The organism is Arthrobacter sp. D1-17 (assembly GCF_054130535.1).
The window spans coordinates 3,574,187-3,596,438 of record NZ_CP096382.1 but is presented as its reverse complement, the minus strand read 5'-3'; the positions used below and the strand labels follow the sequence as shown (position 1 = coordinate 3,596,438).

Here is a 22,252-nt window from a genome sequence, read left to right as displayed (position 1 = left end):
TAAACGGAAGCGCCTGTAAACGGAACAAGGCTGAACGGGACGCCGCGGGGCGCCCCCGTTCAGCCTTTTCCATTGAATCCCGCCCGGCATGATAGCAATGAACTGATGAAACCCCCTGCCGTGTTCCCGCCTGCCAACCCCGCCGTTCCATGAGGGACCGTGTCGGCTCCAGAATTCCCGGCAGCTGGATTCTCCTCGCCTGCATCGGGCTCATAGCCCTCAACATGCGCGGCCCTTTCGTGGCCGTGGCCCCCGTGGTGGGCCCGATGCAGCTGGACCTCGGTTTCACACCCGTGGAGCTCGGCTTGCTCACGGGCATTCCGGTGCTGTGCTTTTCCCTCGCGGCACCGCTTGCGTCGCTGGCGACGCGACGGCTGGGGGCCGAGGTGGCCATAACGCTGACACTCCTCGGGGTCCTGGCGGGCGTGGTGGTGCGTTCTGCCGGTGGCCCTGCCCTGGTCATGCTGGGCACAGCCATCCTGGGCGTGGCCATCACCATCGGCAACATCGCTGTGCCTTTGATCATCAGGCGGGACTTCTCCTTCCGCCGCCAAGGCGCCGCACTGGGAATTTACACCGCTGCCCTGAACATCGGTTCCACCATCACCTCCGTGGCTGTAGCGCCGTTGGCTGAACTCGCGGGCTGGCAGCCTGCGCTGGCGGCAACCGCACTGTTCGCTGTTGCCGCCATCGCGCTGTGGGTTCCGGCGGCCGGCCGCGGGGCGTTCGTCGCCGCCCCGGATGACGGTACCGGTGGGCGGCGTGCCGCGGGCGGCCCGGTGTCCCCGTGGATCACGGTGGGTCTTACGGCCGGGTTCACCGGGCAGGCCATCTCCTATTACGGCGTGACGGCATGGCTGCCCACCCTGCTGGCGGATGAGCTCGGTATGGCGCCGGCCGCCGCCGGCGCCGGATCCTCCCTCTTCCAGATCCTGGCGATCGCGGGCGCCCTCGGAGTTCCGCTGGCGGCTCGGTTCACGAGCACGACGGCGGTGGCCCTCACCTTGGGTGCGATGTGGCTGACGGTTCCGCTGGGCCTGCTGCTGGCCCCCGAGCTGTGGTGGCTCTGGTCCTCACTTGGCGGCGTGGCCCAGGGCGGCGGCATCACCCTGATCTTCACCGCCATCATCAGGATTGCCCGGGACCAGGCCTCGGCCGGGCGGATGTCGGCAGTGGTCCAGGGTGTGGGCTACTGCTTCGCTGCAGCCGCCCCGACATTTGTGGGCTATGTCAACAGCGTCACCGGCGGCTGGACCATGCCTCTGCTGGTGATCCTCGCCGCAGTCCTGGCCTTCATTCTGGGAACAGCCCTTTCCGTGCGGACGGTGCCTAAACAACGCTGATCCGCCACCCGCCGTCGTACGTTCCAACAAAGCGCGAACGAACACGCAAGCCCCAGCGCAAAAGCGCGAACGAGCACTTGGGGCCCCAAAAATGCAAAAAATGGGGCCACAAGTGCTCGTTCGCGCTGTGGGCGGAGGTTCCGCTGCCGGGCTGCCTCCCCGGATTTCGGGGGTGCTGTTGCGGAGGCGTGGCAGCCCGGCGGGCGGAAATTTGAGCCGGCTTCCTAGGCGGCGACGAGCTCGTCTTCGATGGCTTCGGCCGTGGCGCCGATACCCGCACGGGCCTCGTGCAGGTACCGGGCGTAGGCAGGAACCGTCAGGAAGCTCGGGAATTTGTCGCTGAGCGTAACTTCCTCGAAGATGTCACGGGCATCGGCGAAACGGTCACCGTCGAAGCGCTCCAGCCGGGCGAACTCCTCATCCAGCATGTCCTCCACCCATTCCCTGGTGATGATTTCGCCGTGGTCGGTGATGGCGCGGGAGTAGATCCACTGCCACAGCTGGGAGCGGGAAATTTCCGCGGTGGCGGCGTCCTCCATCAGGTTATGGATGGCAACCGCGCCGTTGCCCCGGAGCCAGGATTCGATGTACCGGATGCCGACCTCGATGTTGTTCCGGATCCCCTGATCGGTAATGGTGCCCACGGTCGCGGCGACGTTGATCAGGGCGCGGTCGTCCGGGGTGACGTCCTCGCGCAGGCGGTCCAGCTGGTTGGGCCGGTCGCCGAGGACGCCGTCGAACACCTCGCGGCACACCGGAACCAAGTCCGGGTGGGCCACCCAGGAGCCGTCGAAACCGTCGCCGGCTTCACGGGTCTTGTCCGCACGGACCTTTTCGAAGGCGTTGGCGTTGGCTTCGGGATCCTTGCGGTTGGGAACGGCGGCGGCCATGCCCCCAATAGCCATGGCGCCGCGCTTGTGGCAGGCGCGCACGAGCTGTTCGGTGTAGGCCCGCATGAAGGGCTGGGTCATGGTGACCTGGCCGCGGTCCGGCAGGACGAACCGGGGTCCGCGGGTGCGGAAGTTCTTGATCAGGGAGAAGATGTAATCCCAGCGGCCGGCGTTCAGTCCCGAGGCGTGGTCGCGCAGTTCGTACAGGATTTCTTCCATCTCGAAGGCGGCGGTGATGGTTTCGATCAGCACCGTGGCGCGGATGGTGCCCTGCGGGATGCCGAGCAGGTCCTGGGCCAGGATGAAGATGTCGTTCCACAGCCGGGCTTCGAGGTGGTTCTCGATCTTGGGCAGGTAGAAGTAGGGGCCCTTGCCCTGGGCCAGCAGCCGGCGGGCGTTATGGAAGAAGTACAGGCCGAAATCCACGATGCCGCCGGCGATGGGTTCGCCGTTGACGAGCATGTGCTTCTCGGGCAGGTGCCAGCCGCGGGGCCGGACCACGATGGTAGGCAGCTCCTCGGCGGGACGGAGCCTGTATTCCTTGCCCTCTGGCGAGGTGAAATCGATCCGGCGCTCCAAAGCATCGGTGAGGTTCAGCTGGCCCTGGATGACGTTGCGCCAATTGGGGGTGGAGGAGTCTTCCATGTCCGCGAGCCAGACCTTCGCCCCGGAGTTCAGGGCGTTGACGGTCATCTTCTTATCCACAGGGCCGGTGATTTCCACACGGCGGTCCTCCAGACCGGGGGCCGGGGGAGCGACGCGCCAGTTCGGGTCGTTGCGCACGGACTCTGTCTCGCGGAGGAACCGGGGATCCTGGCCGCCGGCGATCTGGTCCCGCCGGGCCCGGCGTGCCCGAAGCAGCTCCTCGCGCCGCCCGGCCGTTGCCTTGTGCAGCTTGGCCACAAACGCCAGAGCGTCCGGCGTCAGCACCTCGCCCTGCCGGCAAATCGGCTGCGCGGTCAAAGTGATCCCGTTGATCGTGAAGTTATCGGTGAAGCTGTTCATTTCGTTTGCTCCTCAAAGCAAGAAGGGAAGTTCGACGGCGGGTGGCAGCGCTTCGTCGGTGGGTACCGGTGCCGAAGGGTTAGGCGACGTGGAATCGAGGCCGAAGGTGTCGGTATTGCGGCAGCCTGCGTAAAAGGGGCCATGCGTCCGGGTCGGTCCTCGCTCAGCGAGGACGGACCCGGACATGGGGAATAGCAGGCAGAGCAATGCCGGACCGAAGGCCGGACGCAAGACCGGAGGCTTCGGCAAGCTCAACCAGCGTTCGCCGTCGGGGACTAGTGGAACTGGCCTTCTTCGGTGGATCCCACCAGCGCCAGGGTGGATGCGTTCGGGTTGAGCGCGGTTGCAATGTCGTCGAAGTAGCCGGTGCCGACTTCGCGCTGGTGCTTTGTGGCGGTGTAGCCGCGGGATTCGGAGGCGAATTCCTTTTCCTGGAGTTCGACGTAGGCGCTCATGCCTTCACGGGCGTAGCCGTGGGCGAGGTCGAACATCGAGTAGTTCAGGGCGTGGAAGCCGGCCAGGGTGATGAACTGGAAGGTGAAGCCCATGGCGCCGAGTTCGCGCTGGAACTTGGCGATGGTGGCGTCGTCGAGGTGCTTCTTCCAGTTGAACGACGGGGAGCAGTTGTAGGAGAGCATCTGGTCCGGGAACTCGGCCTTGACGGCTTCGGCGAACTTGCGGGCGAGTTCCAGGTCCGGGGTGCCGGTTTCCATCCAGATCAGGTCGGAGTACGGGGCGTAGGCCTTGGCGCGGGCGATGCAGGGTTCGATGCCGTTGCGGACCTTGTAGAAGCCCTCGGCCGTACGCTCGCCGGTGATGAATTCCTGGTCCCGCTCATCGACGTCGGAGGTGATCAGGGTGGCGGCCTCGGCGTCGGTGCGGGCGATGATGACGGAGGGGGTGCCGGCGACGTCGGCGGCCAGGCGGGCGGCGTTGAGGGTCCGGATGTGCTGCTGGGTGGGGATCAGGACCTTGCCGCCGAGGTGGCCGCACTTCTTCTCCGAGGCGAGCTGGTCCTCCCAGTGAACGCCGGAGGCGCCGGCGGCGATCATGCACTTCATCAGCTCGTAGGCGTTCAGCGGGCCGCCGAAGCCGGCTTCGGCGTCGGCGACGATCGGGACCAGCCAGTCCTCAACGCTCTGGACGCCCTCGGCGAACTCGATCTGGTCCGCCCGGAGCAGGGCGTTGTTGATCCGGCGCACCACGGTGGGGACGGAGTTGCCCGGGTAGAGGGACTGGTCCGGGTAGGTGTGGCCGGAGTTGTTGGCATCCGCTGCCACCTGCCAGCCGGAAAGGTAGATGGCGCGCAGCCCTGCCTTGACCTGCTGCACGGCCTGGTTGCCGGTCAGGGCACCGAGGGCGTTGGTGTACTGGCCGCTGGCGTGCTCCTCGGTGAGCTGCTTCCACAGCTTCTCCGAACCCCGGCGGGCCAGCGTGTGCTCTTCGGAAACGCGGCCGCGGAGGCGGACGACGTCGGCCGCTGAGTAGTCCCGGGTGACGCCTTCCCAACGCGGGTCGGCAGCCCACTCGAGCTCCAGGGCGGCAGCCTGCTGTTCGGGCGTCTGCTGGGTGGGCTCAAATGCTGCAGTCATCTTTGTCTCCTTGTTTGTGCGCCGTGTGTGCCCGTCCGTCCCTGCTTCCTTGCAGTTCAGGCCGGTGACCCGGTGCGGTTTCTTTCCGTGACAACTACTTTTCTTTACTTTCAAGACCCTTGCTAGAGAAAAATGCTGGAAAGAAATGCGTTTCTTCGCGTATTCTTCAGAAATGTCACCTACGAGCTGGAACCGCAAAGCCGTCGCCCCGCCGTCGTCCTCCTCCGCCCCCGAACTGGACGCAATCAGCCTGGGCCGCCGCATCCGCCACCTGCGTAAAGCGGCAGGGATGACGCTCGATACCTTGAGTGCCGCCGTCGGGACCGCTCCGAGCCAACTGAGCCTGATTGAGAACGGCAAGCGCGAACCCAAACTCGGGCTGCTGCAGCAGCTCGCAGCGGCACTGGATGTGACCATTGACCAGCTGCTGGGGGCCGAGCCGCCCAGCCGCCGGGCCGCGCTGGAAATCGAGCTGGAACGGTACCAGCGCAGCCCGCTGTACGAGTCGCTGAACCTGCCGAAAATCCGCATCAGCTCGCGGTTGCCGATGGATGTGCTGGAGTCCATGGTGGGGCTGCAGCATGAGCTGGAACGAAGGCTGAACGAGCAGACTGCCACACCGGAAGAGGCCCGCCGGGCCAACGCCGAACTGCGCGCGATGATGCGGGAACGGAACAACTACTTTCCCGAGTATGAGGCGGAGGCGCAGAAGGTCCTGGCCTCCGTGGGGCACACCAGCGGCCCGCTGTCCCACCACGTCATCGCAGACATCGCCGCGCACCTCGGATTCAGCCTGCACCACGTGGGCGACCTGCCCCATTCCACCCGTTCGGTGACCGATCTTAAGAACCGCCGAATTTATCTGACGCAGAACCAGCGCACCGACCATGACCCCCGCTCGGTGCTGCTGCAGGCGCTGGGACACTACGTCCTGGGCCACCAGACCCCCGGCAACTACGGGGACTTCCTGATGCAGCGCGTGGCGACGAACTATTTTGCTGCGGCCCTGATGCTGCCTGAGCAGGCGACGGTCGAATTTTTGCAAAAAGCCAAGCAGGCCAAGGAGATTGCCGTCGAGGACATCCGTGACGCCTTCGCCGTCTCCTACGAGACCGCGGCGCACCGCTTCACCAACCTTGCCACCCAGCATCTGGACATCCGCACACACTTCCAGAAGACGCACAAGAGCGGCATCATCTACAAGGCCTACGAGAACGACGGCGTGACGTTCCCGCAAGACCACACCGGCGCCATCGAGGGCCAGCCGTCGTGCAAGAGCTGGACGTCACGGGTCGTCTTCGACGTGCCGGACAAGTTCAGCGCCTACAACCAGTACACCGACACTCCGGCCGGAACCTACTGGTGCACCGCCCGGACGGAGCGTTCAGCCACCGGGGAGTTTTCGCTGTCCGTGGGCGTTCCTTATGCCCAGGTGAAGTGGTTCCGCGGCCGGGAAACCACCGAGCGCTCCAAGTCCACGTGCCCGGACGAGAACTGCTGCCGCCGCCCGCCGTCCGCCCTGACTGACGAGTGGGCCGGCAATGCCTGGCCATCCGCCCGGGCCCACTCGCACCTGCTCGCCGCCATGCCCCCCGGCGCATTCCCCGGCGTGGACGAGACTGAGGTGTACAGCTTCCTGCAGGCGCACTCGGGCAGCTGACGCCCTCTCACTTCTCGCCGGCTTGCCCGTGACGCTCACGCACTGTTGCGGGAGACCTGACGAATGCTTCCGGCTCGCGTGCGCGGCCACGGTGAGCAGGAATAGGGGACCAAAGCGTAAGGCGGCCCCTGCCGCCGTCGCAAGCGCCCGCCGGGGTGTGTGTTCGACGGCGCGACGTACCCTCGGCGGCCGTGAAGGGTGCGATCTCTGGGGAAGGCATCGTCGCCGGAAGACACCGTCGCCGGAAGACACCGGATAGACGGAAATATGGTGAGCCCAGTCTGCGGGATGAGACCAATCCGACGACAAACCGTGACTGGCCAGGCATCGATACTGTCGCACCCCGATGTTTGACTGTGGGCAGGCAGTATTCCGGTGACCGTCTGAGGACGTCGATGAAAAGGATACGAGTGGCAAAATTCGTGGCAGCAGCGGCCATGGCGGCCCTGGCCGCATGCTCCGCGTCGCAACCCGGGCTCCTGAAAGCCGACGGCGTGCAACGCGAGTCCGCGGACCGGGCTGCATATTCCCCCGGACTGATAGCCCTCCGGGACTCCGCGCTGAAGCTGGGGGAGGCGCTGCTGGCTGACGGCGGCGACAGCGCCAGCGGCAATGCGGTTTCCTCGCCGGGCAGTCTGCTGATTGCCCTGGCGATGCTCCGCGCCGGGGCCGCTGGCGGGACGGCGGCTGAGATGGATGCAGTGCTGAAGCTTCCCGGGCTCAAACGGGACGAGGCAATGAACGCGCTGCTTGCTTCGCTGGAGCAGTTCGACGGCGACCCTGGCTCCGTTGACGAAGGGAACCCGCCGCGGAAGCCGGTAATGCACCCGGCAAACGGCCTCTTTGTGGACCAGGGGGTGGAGACCGGCGCCTCCTACCTCAACACACTGGCCCGGCTTTACGGCACGGGCGTGTATCCCGTGGACTTCAGCGACGAGGCGGTCACGAAGCCTGCGATCGACGCCTGGGTGGGGAAGAACACCGGTGGCCGGATCACGAACGCGCCGGCTGAATACGACCGCCGGAACACCTTCAGTCTCCTGAACACCCTGTATTTCGCGGCCGCATGGGGCTCGCCGTTCGATCCTGGCAGTACGTTCGATGCGCCGTTCACCACGGCGGCCGGTGAAGAAATCAATTCCCCCGCCATGCACACTCTCCTGTACCTGGATTACGCCGAGGGGCCGGGCTGGCGGGGCGTTGACCTTCCCTATGCCGAGGGCTTCGTCATGAGACTGGTCCTGCCGGACGCAGGAGTCGGAAGGGACACGCTGACCGCCCAGGAGTTGGGGAGCATCGCCGGCATTGTGGATTCGGCGCAGCGGCAAACGGTGCAGATCCAGCTGCCAAAGTGGGACCACAGGTGCAGCTTCGACCTGCGGAAGGTTCTCCAAGCCATGGGACTGAACAACACCCTCAACACCACAGTTGATTTCAACTCCATCCAGCCGGACTTTGCCATCACGCAGGCTGCGCAGGCAGTCAACATCACCGTCGCCGAGAAAGGTACCGTCGCTGCCGCCGCAACTCAGTTCAACGGCATGGTCACCAGCGCCCCGCCGCAGCCGGACCGGACCATCGAATTCGACAGGCCGTTCCACTATCAGATCGTCCACGTTGAGACGGGTCTGCCGCTGTTCATGGGCACGGTGGCGGATCCTCGTTGAGGTTGAGGCCGCCGTCGAAACCATCGAAGGCAGGCCGGCGACTGCGGCTACCCGTGCAGGTCCTTGTAGGCAGCCGCGGCCGCGGGATGCAGCGGCAGCCCGGCGGTGTTGATGAGCGATTCCGGGCTCAGGAACTGGACGCCGAGACTGGATCGCGGAACGAGCTCCTGGGCATGGTTCACCAGCAGTTCGACCGTCCGCCTAACCGTGCGCTCATCCAGGTCGTTTCGGCACAGGAGCAGGTTGGCAACCCCCACGGTCCACACTGCCGGAGTGCCTTCATAGCCGTCCTCAGGGATCAGGACGCGGTCATAGAAGATGCCGTAACGCGTCCGCATCGCCGGGATCAGCGCAGAGAGGTCGAGGAACCCGAGCCCGGTTTCCTTGTTGGCGGCTGAGATGGCCGCAGTGGGCACTCCTCCGGACCAGAACAAGGCATCCACTGCTCCCTTCTGGAGTGCCTTGAGCCCATCATTCAGCCCAAGATTCCTGATGGTTACCGTGTTCGCACGGCTCGAGCCGCTGGTAGAGCCGCCCGCTGGCGAGGACTTTAGTCCGGCAGCCTGAATGAGGCGGGGAGTGATGAGCGATGTACCGGAGCCGGGCTGGCCCACAGCGACAATCCTGCCGGCAAGCTGGGTGAAGTGCCGGATGCCGCTGTTCCTGCGCACGACGCAGTGGACGTAGTTTTCATAGACCTTTCCGAGGGCGGCAATTTCGAGGCCTGACCTAGGTTGGGCTGCCAGCTGCGCCGCTGCGTCCGCGAGTGCGACGGCGAAGGTCGCTTCGCCGGTGAGAAGACTTTCCAGATTGTCCAGGCTGCCCCCGGTGGTCAGGGCCACAGCATGGTCCGCCACCCCGTGACGCTGGAGCGACTCTGCGAGCAGCGTCGAAAACTCCAGGTAGAAGCCTCCAGGTTCACCCCCCGCCACGGTGACGGTGGCGGGACGGTTCTCCGGAGTACACGCACTCAGAACCGGCAACAGCGCCCCTGCCAAGCCCGCCGCCAACCCGATCGTAAGAGCCGTCCTTCGCGGTGGAAGTCCTCCCTGCGGAATCACATCAACCATGCGGCTGCTCCTGGCCGACATGGGCTGCCGAGGAGGGAAATTCGAGGCGGGCAATCAGGCCGTGCGGTGGATTTTCTGCCAGCAGCAGACGGCCGCCATTGGCTCCCGCCAGTTTGTCGACGATGGTCATGCCCAGGCCGTTTCCGGGAACCTCCCGATTCCGTCGTGACCGCCAGAAGCGGGTGGTCGCAGCGGCCCTCTCGTCCTCCGTAAGTCCTGGACCGTCGTCGGAAACCTCGATTACCGCTGCCCCTGGGCGCTCGCGGAGGGCAACGGAAATGCGGGCGCCGGGGGCGTACTTGATCGCGTTGTTCAGGAGTTCCCCCACCATATGGGCGAGCTCGGCGGCGTTGCAGCGCAGTGACGCAGGGCGGTCCGGTGGCCCCTGGAGGAGGATTGAGGCTCCGGCGCGGCGGGCGGCAGGTTCTGCCCGTTCGGCTTCTTCCTGCAGTACAGGGTAGGGATCGATGGGGTCCTTCGTCCCGCCGGAAGCGCCGCCACGTGCGGAGTCCTCGAAGGCCCGATGCTCAGCCGCCGCCAGTTTCAGTACCCCGTCCAGGATCTCCTCCACCCGCTCGAGTTCCGCCAGTACCCCCGCCGCGGCGGTATGTTCGCGGGCTGTCTGCAATTCCAGCTGCAGCAGATCAATCCTCAACCGCAGGGCGCCCACGGGATTGCGCAGCTGATGGGACGTGTCGGCTATCAGTTGGCGTTGTGAATCGATGCTTTCACTAACGGTCTGCGCCATCGCGCTGAAGGAACGGCTCAACTGCCTCAGCTCTGGCGGGCCGTCCTCGGGAAGGTGGCTGGTCCGCCCCGTCGTTTCGAGTTCGGTCACGGCCGCGTTCAGGCGATGGACAGGACGCAGCACCCAGCGGGTCACGCGCGCCGCGCCCAGGATGAGCACTGCCACGAGGGCGGACGCCGCAAGCCCGACGGCGAGCCACCGGTCCCGCAGTTTCTGTCGGGCCGCGTCCAGGTTGACTTCCAGGACGGCTTCGCCAAGCACCTGGCTGGCACTGCCAAAGGACCGGGAGATCACCTCGGAGCTGTTTCCGAACGGCTGCAAAGGGGCCAGTACCGTGTCGCTAAGGTTCAGGTTCGCCCTCGCCACCGCGTTCCGGACATCTGTCCTCTCTTCGCTGAGGCCGCCGGAGCGCAGGGTCCGCTCCTGAAGGCGGATCAGAAGCCCCTCTTCGTAAAGCTCGGAATACCTGTCCATCTCCCGTTGCAGCTGAGTGGAATCGCCGTCCAGCGCGGCGTCATAGGCAACCTGTGCGAACCGGTTGAGCGCTGCCACCCGGTTGATTTGGAGCTCCTGCGTAAGCTCCCGGCTGGCGGATGTCAGGATGGTGCTGGAGACGAGGATGACCATGAGGACGGCCAGCAGGCTGAGGACGCCCAAGACACGCAGTTTCACGCTGGATCGGCCTCTATCCGGTAACCCACCCCGCGCACATTGATGATGAAGCCTGGAAGTTGCAGCTTCGCCCTTAGGCCGGTCAGGTGAACGTCCAGTGATCGTGAGGATGCGAGGAACGCATCACCCCACAAGGCGTCCAGGATCTGCTCCCGGGTGACCACTGAACCTGCATGGCGGGCCAGCAGCGCCAGCAGATCGAACTCGGTGGCAGTCAACGGCAGCACGCGCGAACCCAGCGCCGCCACACGACGGTCGACGTCGACCTCGAGGTCCCCGAGCACAATGCTTTGCTGTCTCTGACTGCCGCTGCGGCCCGTCCGCCGGGTGACGGCCTCGATGCGCGCAAGCAGTTCGACTAGCTTTACCGGTTTGACGAGATAGTCGTCTGCCCCGGACCGCAGTCCCAGCACCACACTCCTCTCGTCGTCGCGGGCCGTGAGGATCAGAATGGGGCACGGGGTGACTTGGCGAAGTTTCCGCAGCACTTCCAGGCCGTCCATGTCCGGAAGCCCCAGATCCAGCAGGATCACTTCGGATCTCCTATGGGCCAGGAGGGCATCAGCGCCTCGGGACACCCTCGTCGCCTTATGGCCTGCGGAGACCACGGCTGCATCAAGAGCACCCGCCATGGCGTCGTCGTCCTCGACGATGAGCACATCCATGGCCTGGTTCCTTTGTCGCTGATCGGGGGCGCACATCCGTCTGCCCGCTTTGGACACTACCCCTTCTTCCGCTTTTTTGCTTTGCGTCCTCGAGGGCTCAAGCGCTGGCGGACGGGACGATCCGGCACCGGTTGCGGGCTCCCCACCCTGGCCGGCACCAAGGACCCATTCACCGCGTTCCTGCTCATGATGGGCGGACTGCTGATCGTTGGCGGCTACACATCCATCAACGCACTCGTGAAGGCCGAGCTGTTCCCGGCGTCGATCCGCGCGCTGGGTCTCGGACTTGGCTATGCAATTGCCAACTCACTCTTTGGCGGCACGGTTCCGCTGATCGGTGCTGCCCTGCAGAAGGCCGGCCAGGTGGATCTCTTCTTCACCTACGTCACGGTGGCGATCAGCCTGTCCCTGCTGGTCTACATCTTCGCGCTGAAGAACAAGAAGGCCACGCACCTGGACCGCGAACAGGGCGACGCCTGGTCGCGCGCTGCCACGGCCACGGACGCAGGTGCCACCACGGAAGCAGGGGCCAGGGACGACGCAGGTGCCACCACGGAAGCAGGGGCCAGGGACGACGACAAGGACCTCATCGGCGTCTCGCGGCGCTAGGAACGTGCGCCGTTTCGACGGTTCCGTGCCCACTCGATGCCTGCAAGCGTCGAGCCGGCAGGGAACCATCGAAACGGACGCGTACGACGGCGGATGGCTGGCTGACGGAGTTCGGGTCCCGGAGCCAGCTGTCTGCCGTCGTCGTGTCGGCCCCTCACCCGCCGTTTCGACGGTTCCGTGCCCACTCGATGCCTGCAAGCGTCGAGCCGGCAGGGAACCATCGAAACGGCGGAAGGAGTGAGGTTGTCCGGCAGGGGACGAAGTTGAAGCTAGCCGCCCGGGCCGCGGCCAAGTGCCTGGAGCACCCGGTACTTGAAATGCGCCTCGTTGAAAAGGTCCTTCCATTCGATGCGGAGGAATGTCCAGCCTTGCTTCATCAGCGCCTTTTCGCGCCGGCGCTCCGCGAACAGGACTTCGCCGGTAGGCGCATAGTCGAAGTACTTGACCTTGCCGTCGAATTCGAGCGCCACTTTCTTCTTGCGCCAGGCGAAGTCGAGCCGATGCTCGCCCAGTGCCGTCTGCACAACATGCTGGAGTTCGGGCGGTTCGATTCCGAGCCTGCGGAGCAGCTCCCTGGTCAGTGTTTCGCCCGGCGACTCTGACCGCCCATCTGCCAGTTCGAGCGCCCCGCGCAGTGCAACGACTCCGTTGCGTCCAGTCAGTTCAGCACAGCGGGATCGCAGAAGCTCAAAGTCCGCGCCAAGCCGGCAGGCGTGGTCCATAAGGATGAGGGATTGCCGAAGGGTGAACATCAGGCAGCAATCTACAACAGTTCGTTCCAGCGACGTGCAGGGGAGTCCGTCCACGAAACTGATCTCGCCCGGGCGCAGGGCACTGGTGTGGGCAACAACGTCGCGCCCGTGCGATATTCGGGACGGGCACGTCGGCTGTGTCAGGTGGATCCTGTCGTCGACATTCCACAGGTGCAGCCGGTGCAGGCGGGCACTGGAGGTGTGGCTGTAAACGAAGCCGCCCGCCGACGTCGTAAGCGTTCCGTGGGCGTGCGCGTGAACCAGGTAGCGGCTGCGCGTGCCGGATTTCAGGCCGTTCCACCAGCTGCCGCGAACGTAGCAGCCCCTACGGGGACGCACTAGCTCCCCGCTGCGCAACAAGGCGGCGATGGCACGCGCATGAAGGCCGGCGCTGATCAGTTCCTGGGTGCGCCAGATTGAGCCACTGGGAAGCGAAGGCCGTGTCATGGTTCCAGCTTCGGCTTCGTGACCGCCTGCTCCCAGACCCCGAATCGGCTATGTGGAAAGCCGGATCGACGGTTCCCTGCAGGCTAGACGTGTTCGCACGTCGTGGGGGCAGGGAACGGTCGAAACGGCGCGCGCGGGGCGAAGCGGGCGCCGGGAACGACGGCGCCCGACTGCCTACGAGTAGTAGCGGCCGAGGGTCTCGGCCTTGAACTCGAAGAAAGAGCCGTCCTCGATGGCAAGCCGGGCGTCGTCCACCATCTTCACCACGAAGCGCTCGTTGTGGATGGAGATGAGCGTGGCCGAGAGCATCTCCTTGGCCTTAAACAGGTGGTGGATGTAGGCGCGGGAGTAGTTCCGGCAGGCGTAGCAGTCGCAGCCTTCCTGCAACGGACCGAAGTCGCGCTTGTACTTGGCCCCGGAAAGGTTGTACCGGCCGGTCGGTGTATAGAACGCCGAGTTACGGGCCACCCGGGTAGGGGAGACACAGTCGAAGGTGTCGGCCCCGTTTTCAATGGCGGTGAAGATATCGTCCGGCTCGGAGATCCCCAACAGGTGCCGCGGCTTGTTCTCCGGGAGTTCCTCGTTGCACCAGCGGACAATCGTGCCGAGGTTCTCCTTCTCCAGCGCCCCGCCGATCCCGTAACCGTCGAACGGCATGGCGCCGAGATCCCGGCAGGCTTTGCGGCGCAGGTCCTCGTACTGGGCCCCCTGGATCACGCCAAACAGTGCCTGGTACGGTTTCCCCGTCCGGGACGCGGTGAGCCGGAAATGCTCCTCAAGGCAGCGCAGCGCCCACCGCCGTGTCCGTTCCAGCGACTCCACCTGGTACCCGCGGGAGTTCTGGAGCGTGGTGAGCTCGTCGAAGGCAAACATGATGTCCGCGCCGATCTGGTGCTGCACCTGCATCGAGATCTCAGGCGAGAAGCGGTGGCGGTCCCCGTTGAGGTGGCTCTTGAACCACACGCCGTCATCATCCACGTGGGCAAGCCGCTCCTTGCCCGCTGCGACAGCATCATCCGGCCCTGATTGGTCAACGGATTTCATGTCAATGACCTTCTTGAACCCCGAGCCCAGGCTCATCACCTGGAAGCCGCCGGAATCGGTGAAGGTGGGCCCGGGCCAGTTCATGAAGGCGCCTAGCCCGCCCGCCTCGTCCAGGACGTCCGGTCCTGGCTGCAGGTACAAATGGTAGGCGTTGGCCAGGAGCGCCTGGGCCCCCAACTCAGCCATGGATTCCGGCAGCACGGACTTCACCGTTGCCTTGGTTCCGACGGCGATGAAGGCCGGTGTCTGGATCTCGCCGTGGGGCGTGGTGATGGTGCCGGTGCGGCCCAGGAACCCGCCGCCGTTGCCGGACACCTGCTCAGCGGTGGGTCGGCAGGTTTCAATAAGGCGTTTGCCCACGCGGAAGGAAAATTCAGACTGCCGGGCGGGCGGCACTGATACAGGATTGGCTGGCGGTCCGGGATTGGCTGACACGGTTCAAGTGTGCCAGCTATGGGGCCGTGCGCTCAGTGGATCGGCTCCGATGTGGGGTAGTTTTCAGCACGCCAGTCGTCCCAGAGGGTGCGGATGGTTTCCAGGGCGTGGGCCCCCAGCTCGTAGGTCGAAATGATCACCATGGATCCCCCGTCGGGCCGAACGTCCGGGATGACGGGCTGGTCCGCCACGATCAGCAGGCCGTCACCGTGCTCGGCATAACTGTGCACGGTGAGTCCCACCTGGTGGTTGGACTTGTACCAGACCCTGCCGGCGATCTCCTCGCCTGTTCCCAGGGTCAGCGAATACTCCTCGCCAGGCGCGGGGACATCCTTGAGTCCGAGTTTTTCAATGGCAGAACCGCCTGAGCCGGGTACCGAGAAGAAGATGGTGCGCCGCTTTGCGTGGGGGTGTCGCTCCAAGGCGAATCGCAGCTGCTGCAGGAAGGTGAGCCATCCCTGGGTGATGTCCTCGTCCCAGGCGGCCCACTCCGAGTTGTGGTCCAGGGCCGCGCGCGTCACGCTGACTTCAGTTCCTGTGGGCACCGGTTTGAGCGTGAACTCGTCGCCGCCGTCCACGGTCAGGGACGTGTGGTCAGGGCTTTCCACTACGGTGCTGTTGAAGTAGATCTCTTTGATTTCCGAGGCCAGGTCGTCGGCCTGCCAGCCATGCCATTCGGCAACTTTTGCGGGTTCACGAAGCATCGTCCAAACCTGCGGTGCATCAGAGTTGATCACAACGCTCAGATTGTTCGTCATGGCCCGAATGTACAACGTCGGCAAGGCCGGGGCTAGAGCTAAGCAGGATTAGACCAAGAGCAGGACCTAGGCCCGGACCGACTCCAGCTCGTTGGCGATGCGCCGCTCCAGCTCACTGGCGCTGATGGTCTGGGATCCGCCGTGGGCGCGCAGGAACAGCAGCGACTCCAGGCGCAGCAGCCGCCACTCCCGTTCAGCTTCGTGATTCGAGTTGTCGATGGAACGGAAGATCTCTTTGTCGTACAGGTTAGGTTCGTTCAGCGACCGCTGGCGCACCCGCGCCTGCATGCGGGCTTTGAACGGGTCGGTCTCCTGGTTGTCGGGGGCGCGGAGCAGCTTTTCGTAGACCGCCGCGCGTTCCTTCTGGCCGGTCTGGCGGCAGATGTACGTCGACAGTGCGAGCGCCGCCTCCACCGACGACCACCTGCCGGGATTGCCGTCAAACGGCAGCACATTCAGCAGGTCGGCCACGGCCAGCGCGCCGTCCGCATCCTTGAGCATGATGAACAGCTCGTGGGCAAGATCGCTGAGGTCCTTCAGGCAACTGCCGGACTTCGTGTTGATGCCCTTCACCAGCTTGTCCGCCAGCAGCTGCACGCCGACGGAATCCGGATGCGCCTCGGCCACCGCCTCCACCACGGATTCGGGAGTTCCGCTGGGCTGCGGGATGAGGGCTAGGTCTTCGGCGCTGGGGCCGATGACCGCCGGAGTGGTGGCCGGCAGGGGAGGTACGACGACGGCGGAAGGCGCCGGGGGCAGCGCCGCCCCCGCCTCCTGGTTCCCGGCCACCTGAAGCGGGGCAGCAGCCTTGGACGCTTCGGCGTCGGCAGCTTCCAGTTGCTCGTCGGCCAGAGCATCGGCGGTGTCCGCGGCAACTTCGGGTTCAGCTCCGGCCGCATCTGTAACCCGGACGGAGGAGCCGGCCGCGATACGCAGCATTCCGCCCCCGGTCAGCGTCGCCAGGACGAGGGCAGGCACGCCAAAGTCATCATTTTCAATGTGCACAGAGTGGATTTCGGCTGGCCGCAGGCCATCCGGCAGGAGAAGATGGTCGCCCGCCTGCAGAGACCCAGCCTGCTGTTCGCGGTAGGTCTGGGCAGCTGGAAGGTGGTTCATCGGGAGTCCTTAAGTTCTCTTGCGGTCCGCCCAACAGTCTACAAAGGAGCAGGTGCGAAGTCGGGGAGGCGCGGACTTCCGGGTGCTGTCAGACGCCGACGCCGGCGTAGGCCAGGGCCTGGCGCACGAGTGCTCCGCGGCCGCCGCTGAACTCCAGCTGCACGCCTTCGCTCAGGACTTCGTGCGGTGTCATCCAGGTCAGTTCCAAGGCATCCTGGCGGGGATCGCACTCGCCGGTCACGGGAATGACGTAGGCCAGTGACACGGCGTGCTGGCGGTCGTCCGTGAAGCCCGTGTGGGACGGGGCGGGGAAGTATTCGGCCACGGTGAACGGGACGGGGCTGATGGGCAGCTGCGGGAAGGCGAGCGGGCCGAGGTCCTTTTCCATGTGGCGCAGGAGCGCGGCGCGGATGGTTTCGCGGTAGAGCACGCGGCCGGAAACGAGCGAACGCACCATGGTGCCGTCTGCATCTGCCTGCAGGAGTGTGCCCACCTCGTTCACAAAACCCAGCGGATCGAGCCGGACCGGCACGGCCTCGACATAGACCATCGGGAGCCGTCCGCGGGCCTCGAAGAGGTCCTCGTCGGAGAGCCAGCCAGGATTGGGGTCGGGGGTGCGCACGTTCATGGTTAAGTTCTACCCCATCAGCACCTGCTGCGAGCTGAGAAGGCATGCCGCGACGTAGGTTCTTAGCTCTGAGCGGATCTGTCTGGACCGGGATTTCACATCCCGGTGGGGCATCGCGGTCGATCGGGGGAAGCTCACCGGCTGGTCACTGGCAGGTCACCCGGAAGGTCACTGTTCCAAGGGAGCTCGCTTTGAGATCCAGATCGTTGGCGGAACGTGAGGGCCGGGCCGACCATCGCCGGCAGCGTTCGGGTGGGCAGTGTGGTCTGGATTGGCAACGTGCAGGGAACGGGCGAACTCCTCCTCGGTCAGGGTGACCTTGTGCCCCGCCGAGGTGAGGCGGTTGCGCAAGGCGTCCAGGTCGCCGTCGTACTCGAAACCAAAGCCGGAGCGTGCAGGGCCGGAACCGGGGCGGACCACCAGCATCCCGCCATTCTTGGCCGTAAACTCTGCGGTCTCGAAGTCATCCGGCACGGGCCGGAACCTGGCCCCGATGCTGCTGAGTGTTGCAGCAGCTGCAGCAGTGTCTTCCGTGAACCAAACCCCGACGACGGACAACCCCGTATCTGCGTCGGCACACTGCGACCAGTGGGTCGCCTTGTCCGCCATGAAACTGAAACCGTCCTCGCCCGTGATCCTGCAGGAGTCACCGATATCCGCAGGGATGAGCTCTGCCGGGGTGGCTCCCGTCTCCGACGCCGCGAGGTTGGTGCGGCGGGCGAATTCCTCCACGTCACCCACCTCTACGGCGAGGGACGTGGTGCCGTCGTTCTCCGCCTCGGCGGGTGTGTGCTGCAGGGCGAGCCGGCCGGAAGCGGCGTCGAACTCACGCCAGGTGCCGTCTTCCAGCGTCTTAACCATGCCCAGGTCGGTGAGAAGCCGCTCCCACTCTTCGATCCGGGACGTGAAGTGGATGGGGCGGACACGCAACATGATTTCTCCTCGGGCTCGAACGGCATGCAGAATCGGCGCAGTCATGGCCATGATGCCACGACTTGTATCGTGCGGCACCGGGGGCAGAATAGGCGCATGGCCGTTGAACTCGAGGAGCTCTTAGTCAAGGACGCTGCGGAGTGGCGCGCGTGGCTGGAACAGAACCATGCCAGCAGCCCGGGGGTGTGGCTGGTGCTCCACAAAAAGGGCGGCGGCGTCACCGAACTGGACTATGAGGCCGCGCTCAATGAGGCGTTGTGCTTTGGCTGGATTGACGGCCAGGGCAGACGGCGGAACGATGAAAGCTCCTTCCAGAGAATGACCCGGCGCGGTCCGAAGAGCGTGTGGTCGGCACGGAACGTGGACCGGGTCGGCCGCCTTGAAGCTGCCGGCCGCATGACAGAAGCAGGGCAGGCCGCCGTCGCAGCGGCGAAAGCTGACGGCCGATGGGAAGCCGCCTATGCAGGCCAGGCAGTTGCCGAAGTGCCCGAAGATCTCGCTGCTGCCATTGCCGCGAATCCCGCCGCCCAGGCGATGTTTGACGTGCTGAGCTCGGTTAATCGGTACGCCCTGATCTACCGCACCAACTCGGTGAAGCAGGCCTCCACCCGTGCCCGCAAAATAGCCGGCTTCGTGGAGATGCTGGCCCGGGGTGATACGCCCTATCCCCAGAAGAGGCGTCCCGGCGGGCAAGCCAGCAAATCCTGACGTTTCCGGGCGGGGGCAGGTCCGAAAATGCGGCCGCGGTGCAATTGAACCTGTTCAGGTACGTCGGCATGTCTAGGCTCCTTGAATGCGGGTTTTCCTAGCGGACTGGCATCCCCGGCTGCCGCGCCGCCGTCACCGCCGCTGCGGCCTCCAGGACCATCCAGGCCTGGAGTTGCGTGGAAAGCTCGACGGCGGCCCCCGGCGGATACGTGTCCGTCGCCGGCCGCCACGGATCGTGGGAGAAAACCAGGCGTCCCGGTCCGCCGTGCCGGGCGAGGGCTTCGCCGGTTGCCACGGACCTCCGGCCGGACCACAGCGCCTCCGCCGTGCCCGTGACCAGCCGAGTGGCTGTGGCGCGCGTCGCCCCGGGCAGGCGCGCGTCACGGGCGGCGAGCGCAAGGTACCGGCCGAGGATTCCGGTGAACAGCCCGCCGTCGCCGGTTCCGTCGCACCGAAGGACCATGCCTTTCGCCGGGCCCGTCCCCCCGCCCGTGCCCGCTGCGCTGCCCGTTCCGGTGCCCGTGCCCGCCAGCGTGAGGTGCCGTGCGACGGCATCGACCAGCACGGCCGCGCGCTCCACATTCCTCCCGCCGCCAAGTTCCAGCAGGGCACCGAGCACCGGGCCCTGGTTATAGGTGTAGACCGCATTCTCCAGCGTGGTTTCGCCGCCCGGGCCGATCCGAAGCCCGTCCAGGTACAGTCCCCGGCCGGCATCGAAGAGCCTGGCATCGAGCCAGTCCAGCAGCGCCTGCGCCTTGCCGGGGTTGCCCGTGCGGGCGTAGTACAGCGCCACCGGGGCTGTCGCCGGGGTGTTCTTGAAGTCCCGCTTCGTGCTCCAGAAGGTGCCGCCGCCAAGGTGGTCCGTGGAGGCGGAATCAAACTGGAGCGTCAGGCTCTTGCGGATGCGGGCGTATCGGCGGGAGACCGGGCGCCGGCTTTCCTCCTCCGCCAGCTTCTCGAGCCGGAGGGTGGAGAGGGCCAGCCAGGCCATATCGTCGTAGTAGTTGTTGACGAAGGTGAAGAAATTGCGCAGCCGGATGCCGGTGACCAGGCGGGAGGCGAGCGTGCCGGCGCTCAGGCGCGCGTCGCCGTCGAACGCTGCGGGCTGCTGGCCTGGCTGCCCGAGCTCGCGGCGGACCGCATCCACGAGGCAATCCAGGTAGTGCGCCTGCCACCAGTAGTGCCAGGGGCGGGTGAGGTTCCCGAAGCAACCGGTTGGCCGGACGGTGGCGGCAAGGTGCGTTCCCGGGAGGAAGAACAGGCGCTGGCCGAACATGCGGGTGACCGAGCGGGCGGCTTCATTGGCACGGTCGGCCCAGTCGTGGGGGGTGGTTGCCTCGCCGGGGAGCGGCCGGGCCGCAGGGGTGGGTGACGCGCCAGGCTGGTCCATGATGCCAGCCTAGCGAATCGCTGAGCCTTAGCGGGAAGGTGCGCTCCCGCGTGCTTTCAGTTAACATTCACTAACTAAGGCCGGTCGGGCTGCCGCATCAAGGAGGATGTATGGACATCAAAGGTTGTGTCGCGCTGATCACCGGTGGGGCGTCCGGACTGGGCGCGGCCACTGCCCGGCGGCTGTTCGGAGCCGGCGCGTCAGTGGTGCTCGTGGACCTCGATTCTTCCGCAGGCGCCGGGTTGGCCGACGAGCTGAACTCCCAGGCGTCCGCCGGAAACAAGGCCATCTTCGTTCCCGCCGACGTCACCGTCGAGGACCAGGTGCAGGCCGCCGTCGACGCCGCATCCGCGCTCGGTGCGCTGCGGATTGTGGTGAACTGCGCCGGGATCGCCACCCCCGGGAAGGTGCTGGGCCGGGACGGTGTGCTGCCGCTGGATACCTTCAACCGCGTCATCCAGATCAACCTTGTGGGCACCTTTAATGTGGTCCGCCTGGCCGCTGCCGCTATGAGCACCACTAAAACGGCGTTCACCGAACTGGGCGGGGAGGAGCGCGGCGTCATTGTCAACACAGCCTCTGTTGCCGCATTCGACGGCCAGATCGGCCAGCCCGCCTATGCCGCGTCGAAGGGGGCCGTGGCGGCCATGACCCTGCCGCTGGCCCGCGAGCTCGCCCGGTCGTTGATCCGGGTGGTGACCATCGCCCCCGGCATCTTCGAAACACCCATGATGGCCGGCCTTCCGCCGGAGGCCCAGGACTCACTGGGCAAGCAGGTGCCGCATCCGTCCCGCCTCGGAAGGCCTGCCGAGTACGCCAACCTCGTAGCGCACATTGTGGACAACGCCATGCTCAACGGGGAAACGATCCGCCTCGATGGCGCCATCCGAATGGGTCCAAAATGATGCCCTCTGCCATCGAAGCTCTGCCCGCGGCAGACTTCTACGAGTACGAAACGCTGCTCAGCGAGACGGAACGGCACAAGCTCAAAGAGCTGCGTGGGTTCCTTGCGGCAGAGGTCGCGCCGTACGCGGAAGACTGGTGGAACAAGGCCGAATTCCCGGCGCATCTCCTGCCGAAGCTTGCCGCGCTGGAGCTCAGTACCCCCACCCGGCGCGGCTACAGCAACCTCTTCGCCGGGCTGGTGATCGCCGAAATGACCAGGGTGGACACCTCGATCGCCACGTTCTTTTTGGTACATCACGATCTCTTCGTGGAGGCACTGCACGGGTTCGGTTCCGAAGACCAGCGGAGCCGGCTGCTCGCCGACGCCTCGAACCTGCGCACCACCGGTGCATTCGCGCTTACCGAACCGGGGCACGGTTCGGACGTTGCCGGGGGAATGGAAACCCGGGTGCGCCGAGTTGCGGGAGGTGACGCCGGCGGTGCCGACTGCTGGGTGCTGAACGGCGCCAAGCGCTGGATCGGCAACGGGACGTTCTGCGACTACATGCTTGTCTGGGCGCGTGACGAGGCGGACGGTGCGGTGCGCGGATTCATCGTCGACGCCGCTCTGCCCGGCGTGAGCCGCCGGCGGATCGACAACAAGATCGCCCTGAGGACCGTGCAGAACGCCGACATCCTGTTCGAGGACGTCCGCATCCCCGAGGCCGACCGGTTTGCCGGCATCAGCAGTTTCGAGGACACGAATGAACTGCTGCGGGGGTCGCGGATCATGGTGGCGTGGCAGGCAGTGGGGCAGCAGCTGGCCGCGTTCGACGTCGCCAGGCAGTACGCGGTTGAACGCGAGCAGTTTGGGCAGCCGCTGGCGAAGTTCCAGCTCGTCCAGCAGCAGCTCGTGGCGATGCTGGGCAATGCGGTGGCGAGCATGGGCATGATGGTGCGGATCGGGCAGCTGCAGGACAGCGGCGGCGCGGATATGGCACAGGTGGCGCTGGCGAAGTCTTACACCTCGGCGCGGATGCGCGAAACAGTGGCAGCCGGCCGGTCCCTGCTGGGCGGCAACGGCATCGTCACGGACTACCGGATGGCCAAGATCTTCGCCGACGCCGAGGCCATCTACACTTACGAGGGCTCCTACGAGATCAACACGCTCATCGTGGGCCGCGCCGTCACCGGGGTTTCTGCGTTCACGTGACACTCGTCCCGCCAGCACCCAC

Annotated in this window: 18 protein-coding genes and 1 pseudogene; 7 read left to right on the top strand and 12 right to left on the bottom strand. The window is 65.7% G+C overall.

Annotated features, from left to right (window positions below; all coding sequences use genetic code 11):
* Positions 1-149: 149 nt before the first annotated feature.
* Positions 150-1,343, top strand: coding sequence for an MFS transporter (locus tag M1E01_RS16540; protein WP_457972616.1), 1,194 nt, complete (start codon positions 150-152; stop codon positions 1,341-1,343).
* A gap of 224 nt (positions 1,344-1,567) precedes the next feature.
* On the opposite strand, the gene aceB is transcribed toward M1E01_RS16540, so the two are convergent.
* Together aceB and aceA are read right to left on the bottom strand one after the other, a co-directional pair.
* Positions 1,568-3,238, bottom strand: a complete 1,671-nt coding sequence (aceB, locus tag M1E01_RS16535) for a malate synthase A (protein WP_457972615.1) — start codon at positions 3,236-3,238, stop codon at positions 1,568-1,570.
* Between the two features lie 275 nt (positions 3,239-3,513).
* Positions 3,514-4,830 (bottom strand): isocitrate lyase, encoded by a 1,317-nt coding sequence (aceA, locus tag M1E01_RS16530; RefSeq protein WP_457972614.1) that lies wholly within the window; start codon positions 4,828-4,830, stop codon positions 3,514-3,516.
* A gap of 145 nt (positions 4,831-4,975) precedes the next feature.
* Between aceA and M1E01_RS16525 the strand changes: the two genes are divergently transcribed.
* Entirely contained in the window at positions 4,976-6,490 is a 1,515-nt protein-coding gene (locus tag M1E01_RS16525) for a helix-turn-helix domain-containing protein (RefSeq protein ID WP_457972613.1), read from the top strand.
* A 395-nt stretch (positions 6,491-6,885) separates the two neighbouring features.
* Positions 6,886-8,157, top strand: coding sequence for a serpin family protein (locus M1E01_RS16520; protein ID WP_457972612.1), 1,272 nt, complete (start codon positions 6,886-6,888; stop codon positions 8,155-8,157).
* A gap of 47 nt (positions 8,158-8,204) precedes the next feature.
* Here the strand turns inward: M1E01_RS16520 and M1E01_RS16515 are convergent, their stop codons facing one another.
* The 3 genes from M1E01_RS16515 to M1E01_RS16505 are packed head-to-tail and all read right to left on the bottom strand — an operon-like array spanning position 8,205 to position 11,312.
* The gene (locus M1E01_RS16515; RefSeq protein ID WP_457972611.1) at positions 8,205-9,227 is read right to left on the bottom strand and encodes a TAXI family TRAP transporter solute-binding subunit; all 1,023 of its coding nucleotides are present in this window, start codon (positions 9,225-9,227) and stop codon (positions 8,205-8,207) included.
* Positions 9,220-10,647, bottom strand: coding sequence for an ATP-binding protein (locus M1E01_RS16510; RefSeq protein WP_457972610.1), 1,428 nt, complete (start codon positions 10,645-10,647; stop codon positions 9,220-9,222). The genes M1E01_RS16515 and M1E01_RS16510 overlap by 8 nt, the downstream gene beginning before the upstream one ends.
* On the bottom strand, positions 10,644-11,312 hold the full coding sequence (locus M1E01_RS16505; RefSeq protein ID WP_457972609.1) for a response regulator transcription factor: 669 nt from the start codon (positions 11,310-11,312) through the stop codon (positions 10,644-10,646). The genes M1E01_RS16510 and M1E01_RS16505 overlap by 4 nt, the downstream gene beginning before the upstream one ends.
* Before the next feature lie 138 nt (positions 11,313-11,450).
* Here M1E01_RS16505 and M1E01_RS16500 point away from each other — a divergent pair.
* Positions 11,451-11,921 (top strand): annotated as a pseudogene (locus tag M1E01_RS16500) (MFS transporter); the annotation flags it as partial.
* 269 nt (positions 11,922-12,190) lie between these two features.
* On the opposite strand, the gene M1E01_RS16495 reads toward M1E01_RS16500, so the two are convergent.
* The 6 genes from M1E01_RS16495 to M1E01_RS16470 all read right to left on the bottom strand — a co-directional run bounded on the left by M1E01_RS16495 (position 12,191) and on the right by M1E01_RS16470 (position 18,034).
* Positions 12,191-13,120, bottom strand: coding sequence for a type IV toxin-antitoxin system AbiEi family antitoxin domain-containing protein (locus M1E01_RS16495; RefSeq protein WP_457972608.1), 930 nt, complete (start codon positions 13,118-13,120; stop codon positions 12,191-12,193).
* 174 nt (positions 13,121-13,294) lie between these two features.
* A complete protein-coding gene (gene tgt / locus M1E01_RS16490; protein WP_457972607.1) occupies positions 13,295-14,599 on the bottom strand; it encodes a tRNA guanosine(34) transglycosylase Tgt in 1,305 nt (434 codons plus the stop codon).
* 32 nt (positions 14,600-14,631) lie between these two features.
* Positions 14,632-15,357 carry an SRPBCC domain-containing protein gene (locus M1E01_RS16485; protein ID WP_457972606.1) on the bottom strand — a complete coding sequence of 242 codons (726 nt, stop codon included), beginning with the start codon at positions 15,355-15,357 and terminating at the stop codon, positions 14,632-14,634.
* A gap of 66 nt (positions 15,358-15,423) precedes the next feature.
* On the bottom strand, positions 15,424-16,473 hold the full coding sequence (locus tag M1E01_RS16480; RefSeq protein ID WP_457972605.1) for a DUF6707 family protein: 1,050 nt from the start codon (positions 16,471-16,473) through the stop codon (positions 15,424-15,426).
* An 88-nt stretch (positions 16,474-16,561) separates the two neighbouring features.
* Positions 16,562-17,101, bottom strand: coding sequence for an NUDIX hydrolase family protein (locus M1E01_RS16475; protein WP_457972604.1), 540 nt, complete (start codon positions 17,099-17,101; stop codon positions 16,562-16,564).
* A 168-nt stretch (positions 17,102-17,269) separates the two neighbouring features.
* The gene (locus M1E01_RS16470) at positions 17,270-18,034 is read right to left on the bottom strand and encodes a VOC family protein (RefSeq protein WP_457972603.1); all 765 of its coding nucleotides are present in this window, start codon (positions 18,032-18,034) and stop codon (positions 17,270-17,272) included.
* A gap of 96 nt (positions 18,035-18,130) precedes the next feature.
* On the opposite strand from M1E01_RS16470, the gene M1E01_RS16465 reads away from it, so the two are divergent.
* Positions 18,131-18,742, top strand: coding sequence for a YdeI/OmpD-associated family protein (locus M1E01_RS16465; RefSeq protein WP_457972602.1), 612 nt, complete (start codon positions 18,131-18,133; stop codon positions 18,740-18,742).
* A 97-nt stretch (positions 18,743-18,839) separates the two neighbouring features.
* On the opposite strand, the gene M1E01_RS16460 is transcribed toward M1E01_RS16465, so the two are convergent.
* On the bottom strand, positions 18,840-20,132 hold the full coding sequence (locus tag M1E01_RS16460) for a glycoside hydrolase family 76 protein (RefSeq protein ID WP_457972601.1): 1,293 nt from the start codon (positions 20,130-20,132) through the stop codon (positions 18,840-18,842).
* A gap of 110 nt (positions 20,133-20,242) precedes the next feature.
* Here M1E01_RS16460 and M1E01_RS16455 point away from each other — a divergent pair, with 110 nt between their 5' ends.
* Both M1E01_RS16455 and M1E01_RS16450 read left to right on the top strand, forming a co-directional pair.
* A complete protein-coding gene (locus M1E01_RS16455) occupies positions 20,243-21,037 on the top strand; it encodes an SDR family NAD(P)-dependent oxidoreductase (protein WP_457972600.1) in 795 nt (264 codons plus the stop codon).
* Positions 21,034-22,230, top strand: a complete 1,197-nt coding sequence (locus M1E01_RS16450) for an acyl-CoA dehydrogenase family protein (protein ID WP_457972599.1) — start codon at positions 21,034-21,036, stop codon at positions 22,228-22,230. Before M1E01_RS16455 ends, M1E01_RS16450 begins: the two co-directional genes overlap by 4 nt.
* Positions 22,231-22,252: the final 22 nt, after the last annotated feature.

Coding starts and splice junctions, on each gene's coding strand:
- M1E01_RS16455 (WP_457972600.1), top strand. CDS start 20,243: ATGGACATCAAAGGTTGTGTCGCGCTGATCACCGGTGGGGCGTCCGGA.
- M1E01_RS16485 (WP_457972606.1), bottom strand. CDS start 15,357: ATGACGAACAATCTGAGCGTTGTGATCAACTCTGATGCACCGCAGGTT.
- M1E01_RS16470 (WP_457972603.1), bottom strand. CDS start 18,034: ATGTTGCGTGTCCGCCCCATCCACTTCACGTCCCGGATCGAAGAGTGG.
- M1E01_RS16465 (WP_457972602.1), top strand. CDS start 18,131: ATGGCCGTTGAACTCGAGGAGCTCTTAGTCAAGGACGCTGCGGAGTGG.
- M1E01_RS16450 (WP_457972599.1), top strand. CDS start 21,034: ATGATGCCCTCTGCCATCGAAGCTCTGCCCGCGGCAGACTTCTACGAG.
- M1E01_RS16475 (WP_457972604.1), bottom strand. CDS start 17,101: ATGAACGTGCGCACCCCCGACCCCAATCCTGGCTGGCTCTCCGACGAG.
- M1E01_RS16460 (WP_457972601.1), bottom strand. CDS start 20,132: ATGGACCAGCCTGGCGCGTCACCCACCCCTGCGGCCCGGCCGCTCCCC.
- M1E01_RS16505 (WP_457972609.1), bottom strand. CDS start 11,312: ATGGATGTGCTCATCGTCGAGGACGACGACGCCATGGCGGGTGCTCTT.
- M1E01_RS16540 (WP_457972616.1), top strand. CDS start 150: ATGAGGGACCGTGTCGGCTCCAGAATTCCCGGCAGCTGGATTCTCCTC.
- M1E01_RS16480 (WP_457972605.1), bottom strand. CDS start 16,473: ATGAACCACCTTCCAGCTGCCCAGACCTACCGCGAACAGCAGGCTGGG.
- M1E01_RS16520 (WP_457972612.1), top strand. CDS start 6,886: ATGAAAAGGATACGAGTGGCAAAATTCGTGGCAGCAGCGGCCATGGCG.
- M1E01_RS16515 (WP_457972611.1), bottom strand. CDS start 9,227: ATGGTTGATGTGATTCCGCAGGGAGGACTTCCACCGCGAAGGACGGCT.
- M1E01_RS16525 (WP_457972613.1), top strand. CDS start 4,976: ATGCGTTTCTTCGCGTATTCTTCAGAAATGTCACCTACGAGCTGGAAC.
- M1E01_RS16495 (WP_457972608.1), bottom strand. CDS start 13,120: ATGACACGGCCTTCGCTTCCCAGTGGCTCAATCTGGCGCACCCAGGAA.
- aceA (WP_457972614.1), bottom strand. CDS start 4,830: ATGACTGCAGCATTTGAGCCCACCCAGCAGACGCCCGAACAGCAGGCT.
- aceB (WP_457972615.1), bottom strand. CDS start 3,238: ATGAACAGCTTCACCGATAACTTCACGATCAACGGGATCACTTTGACC.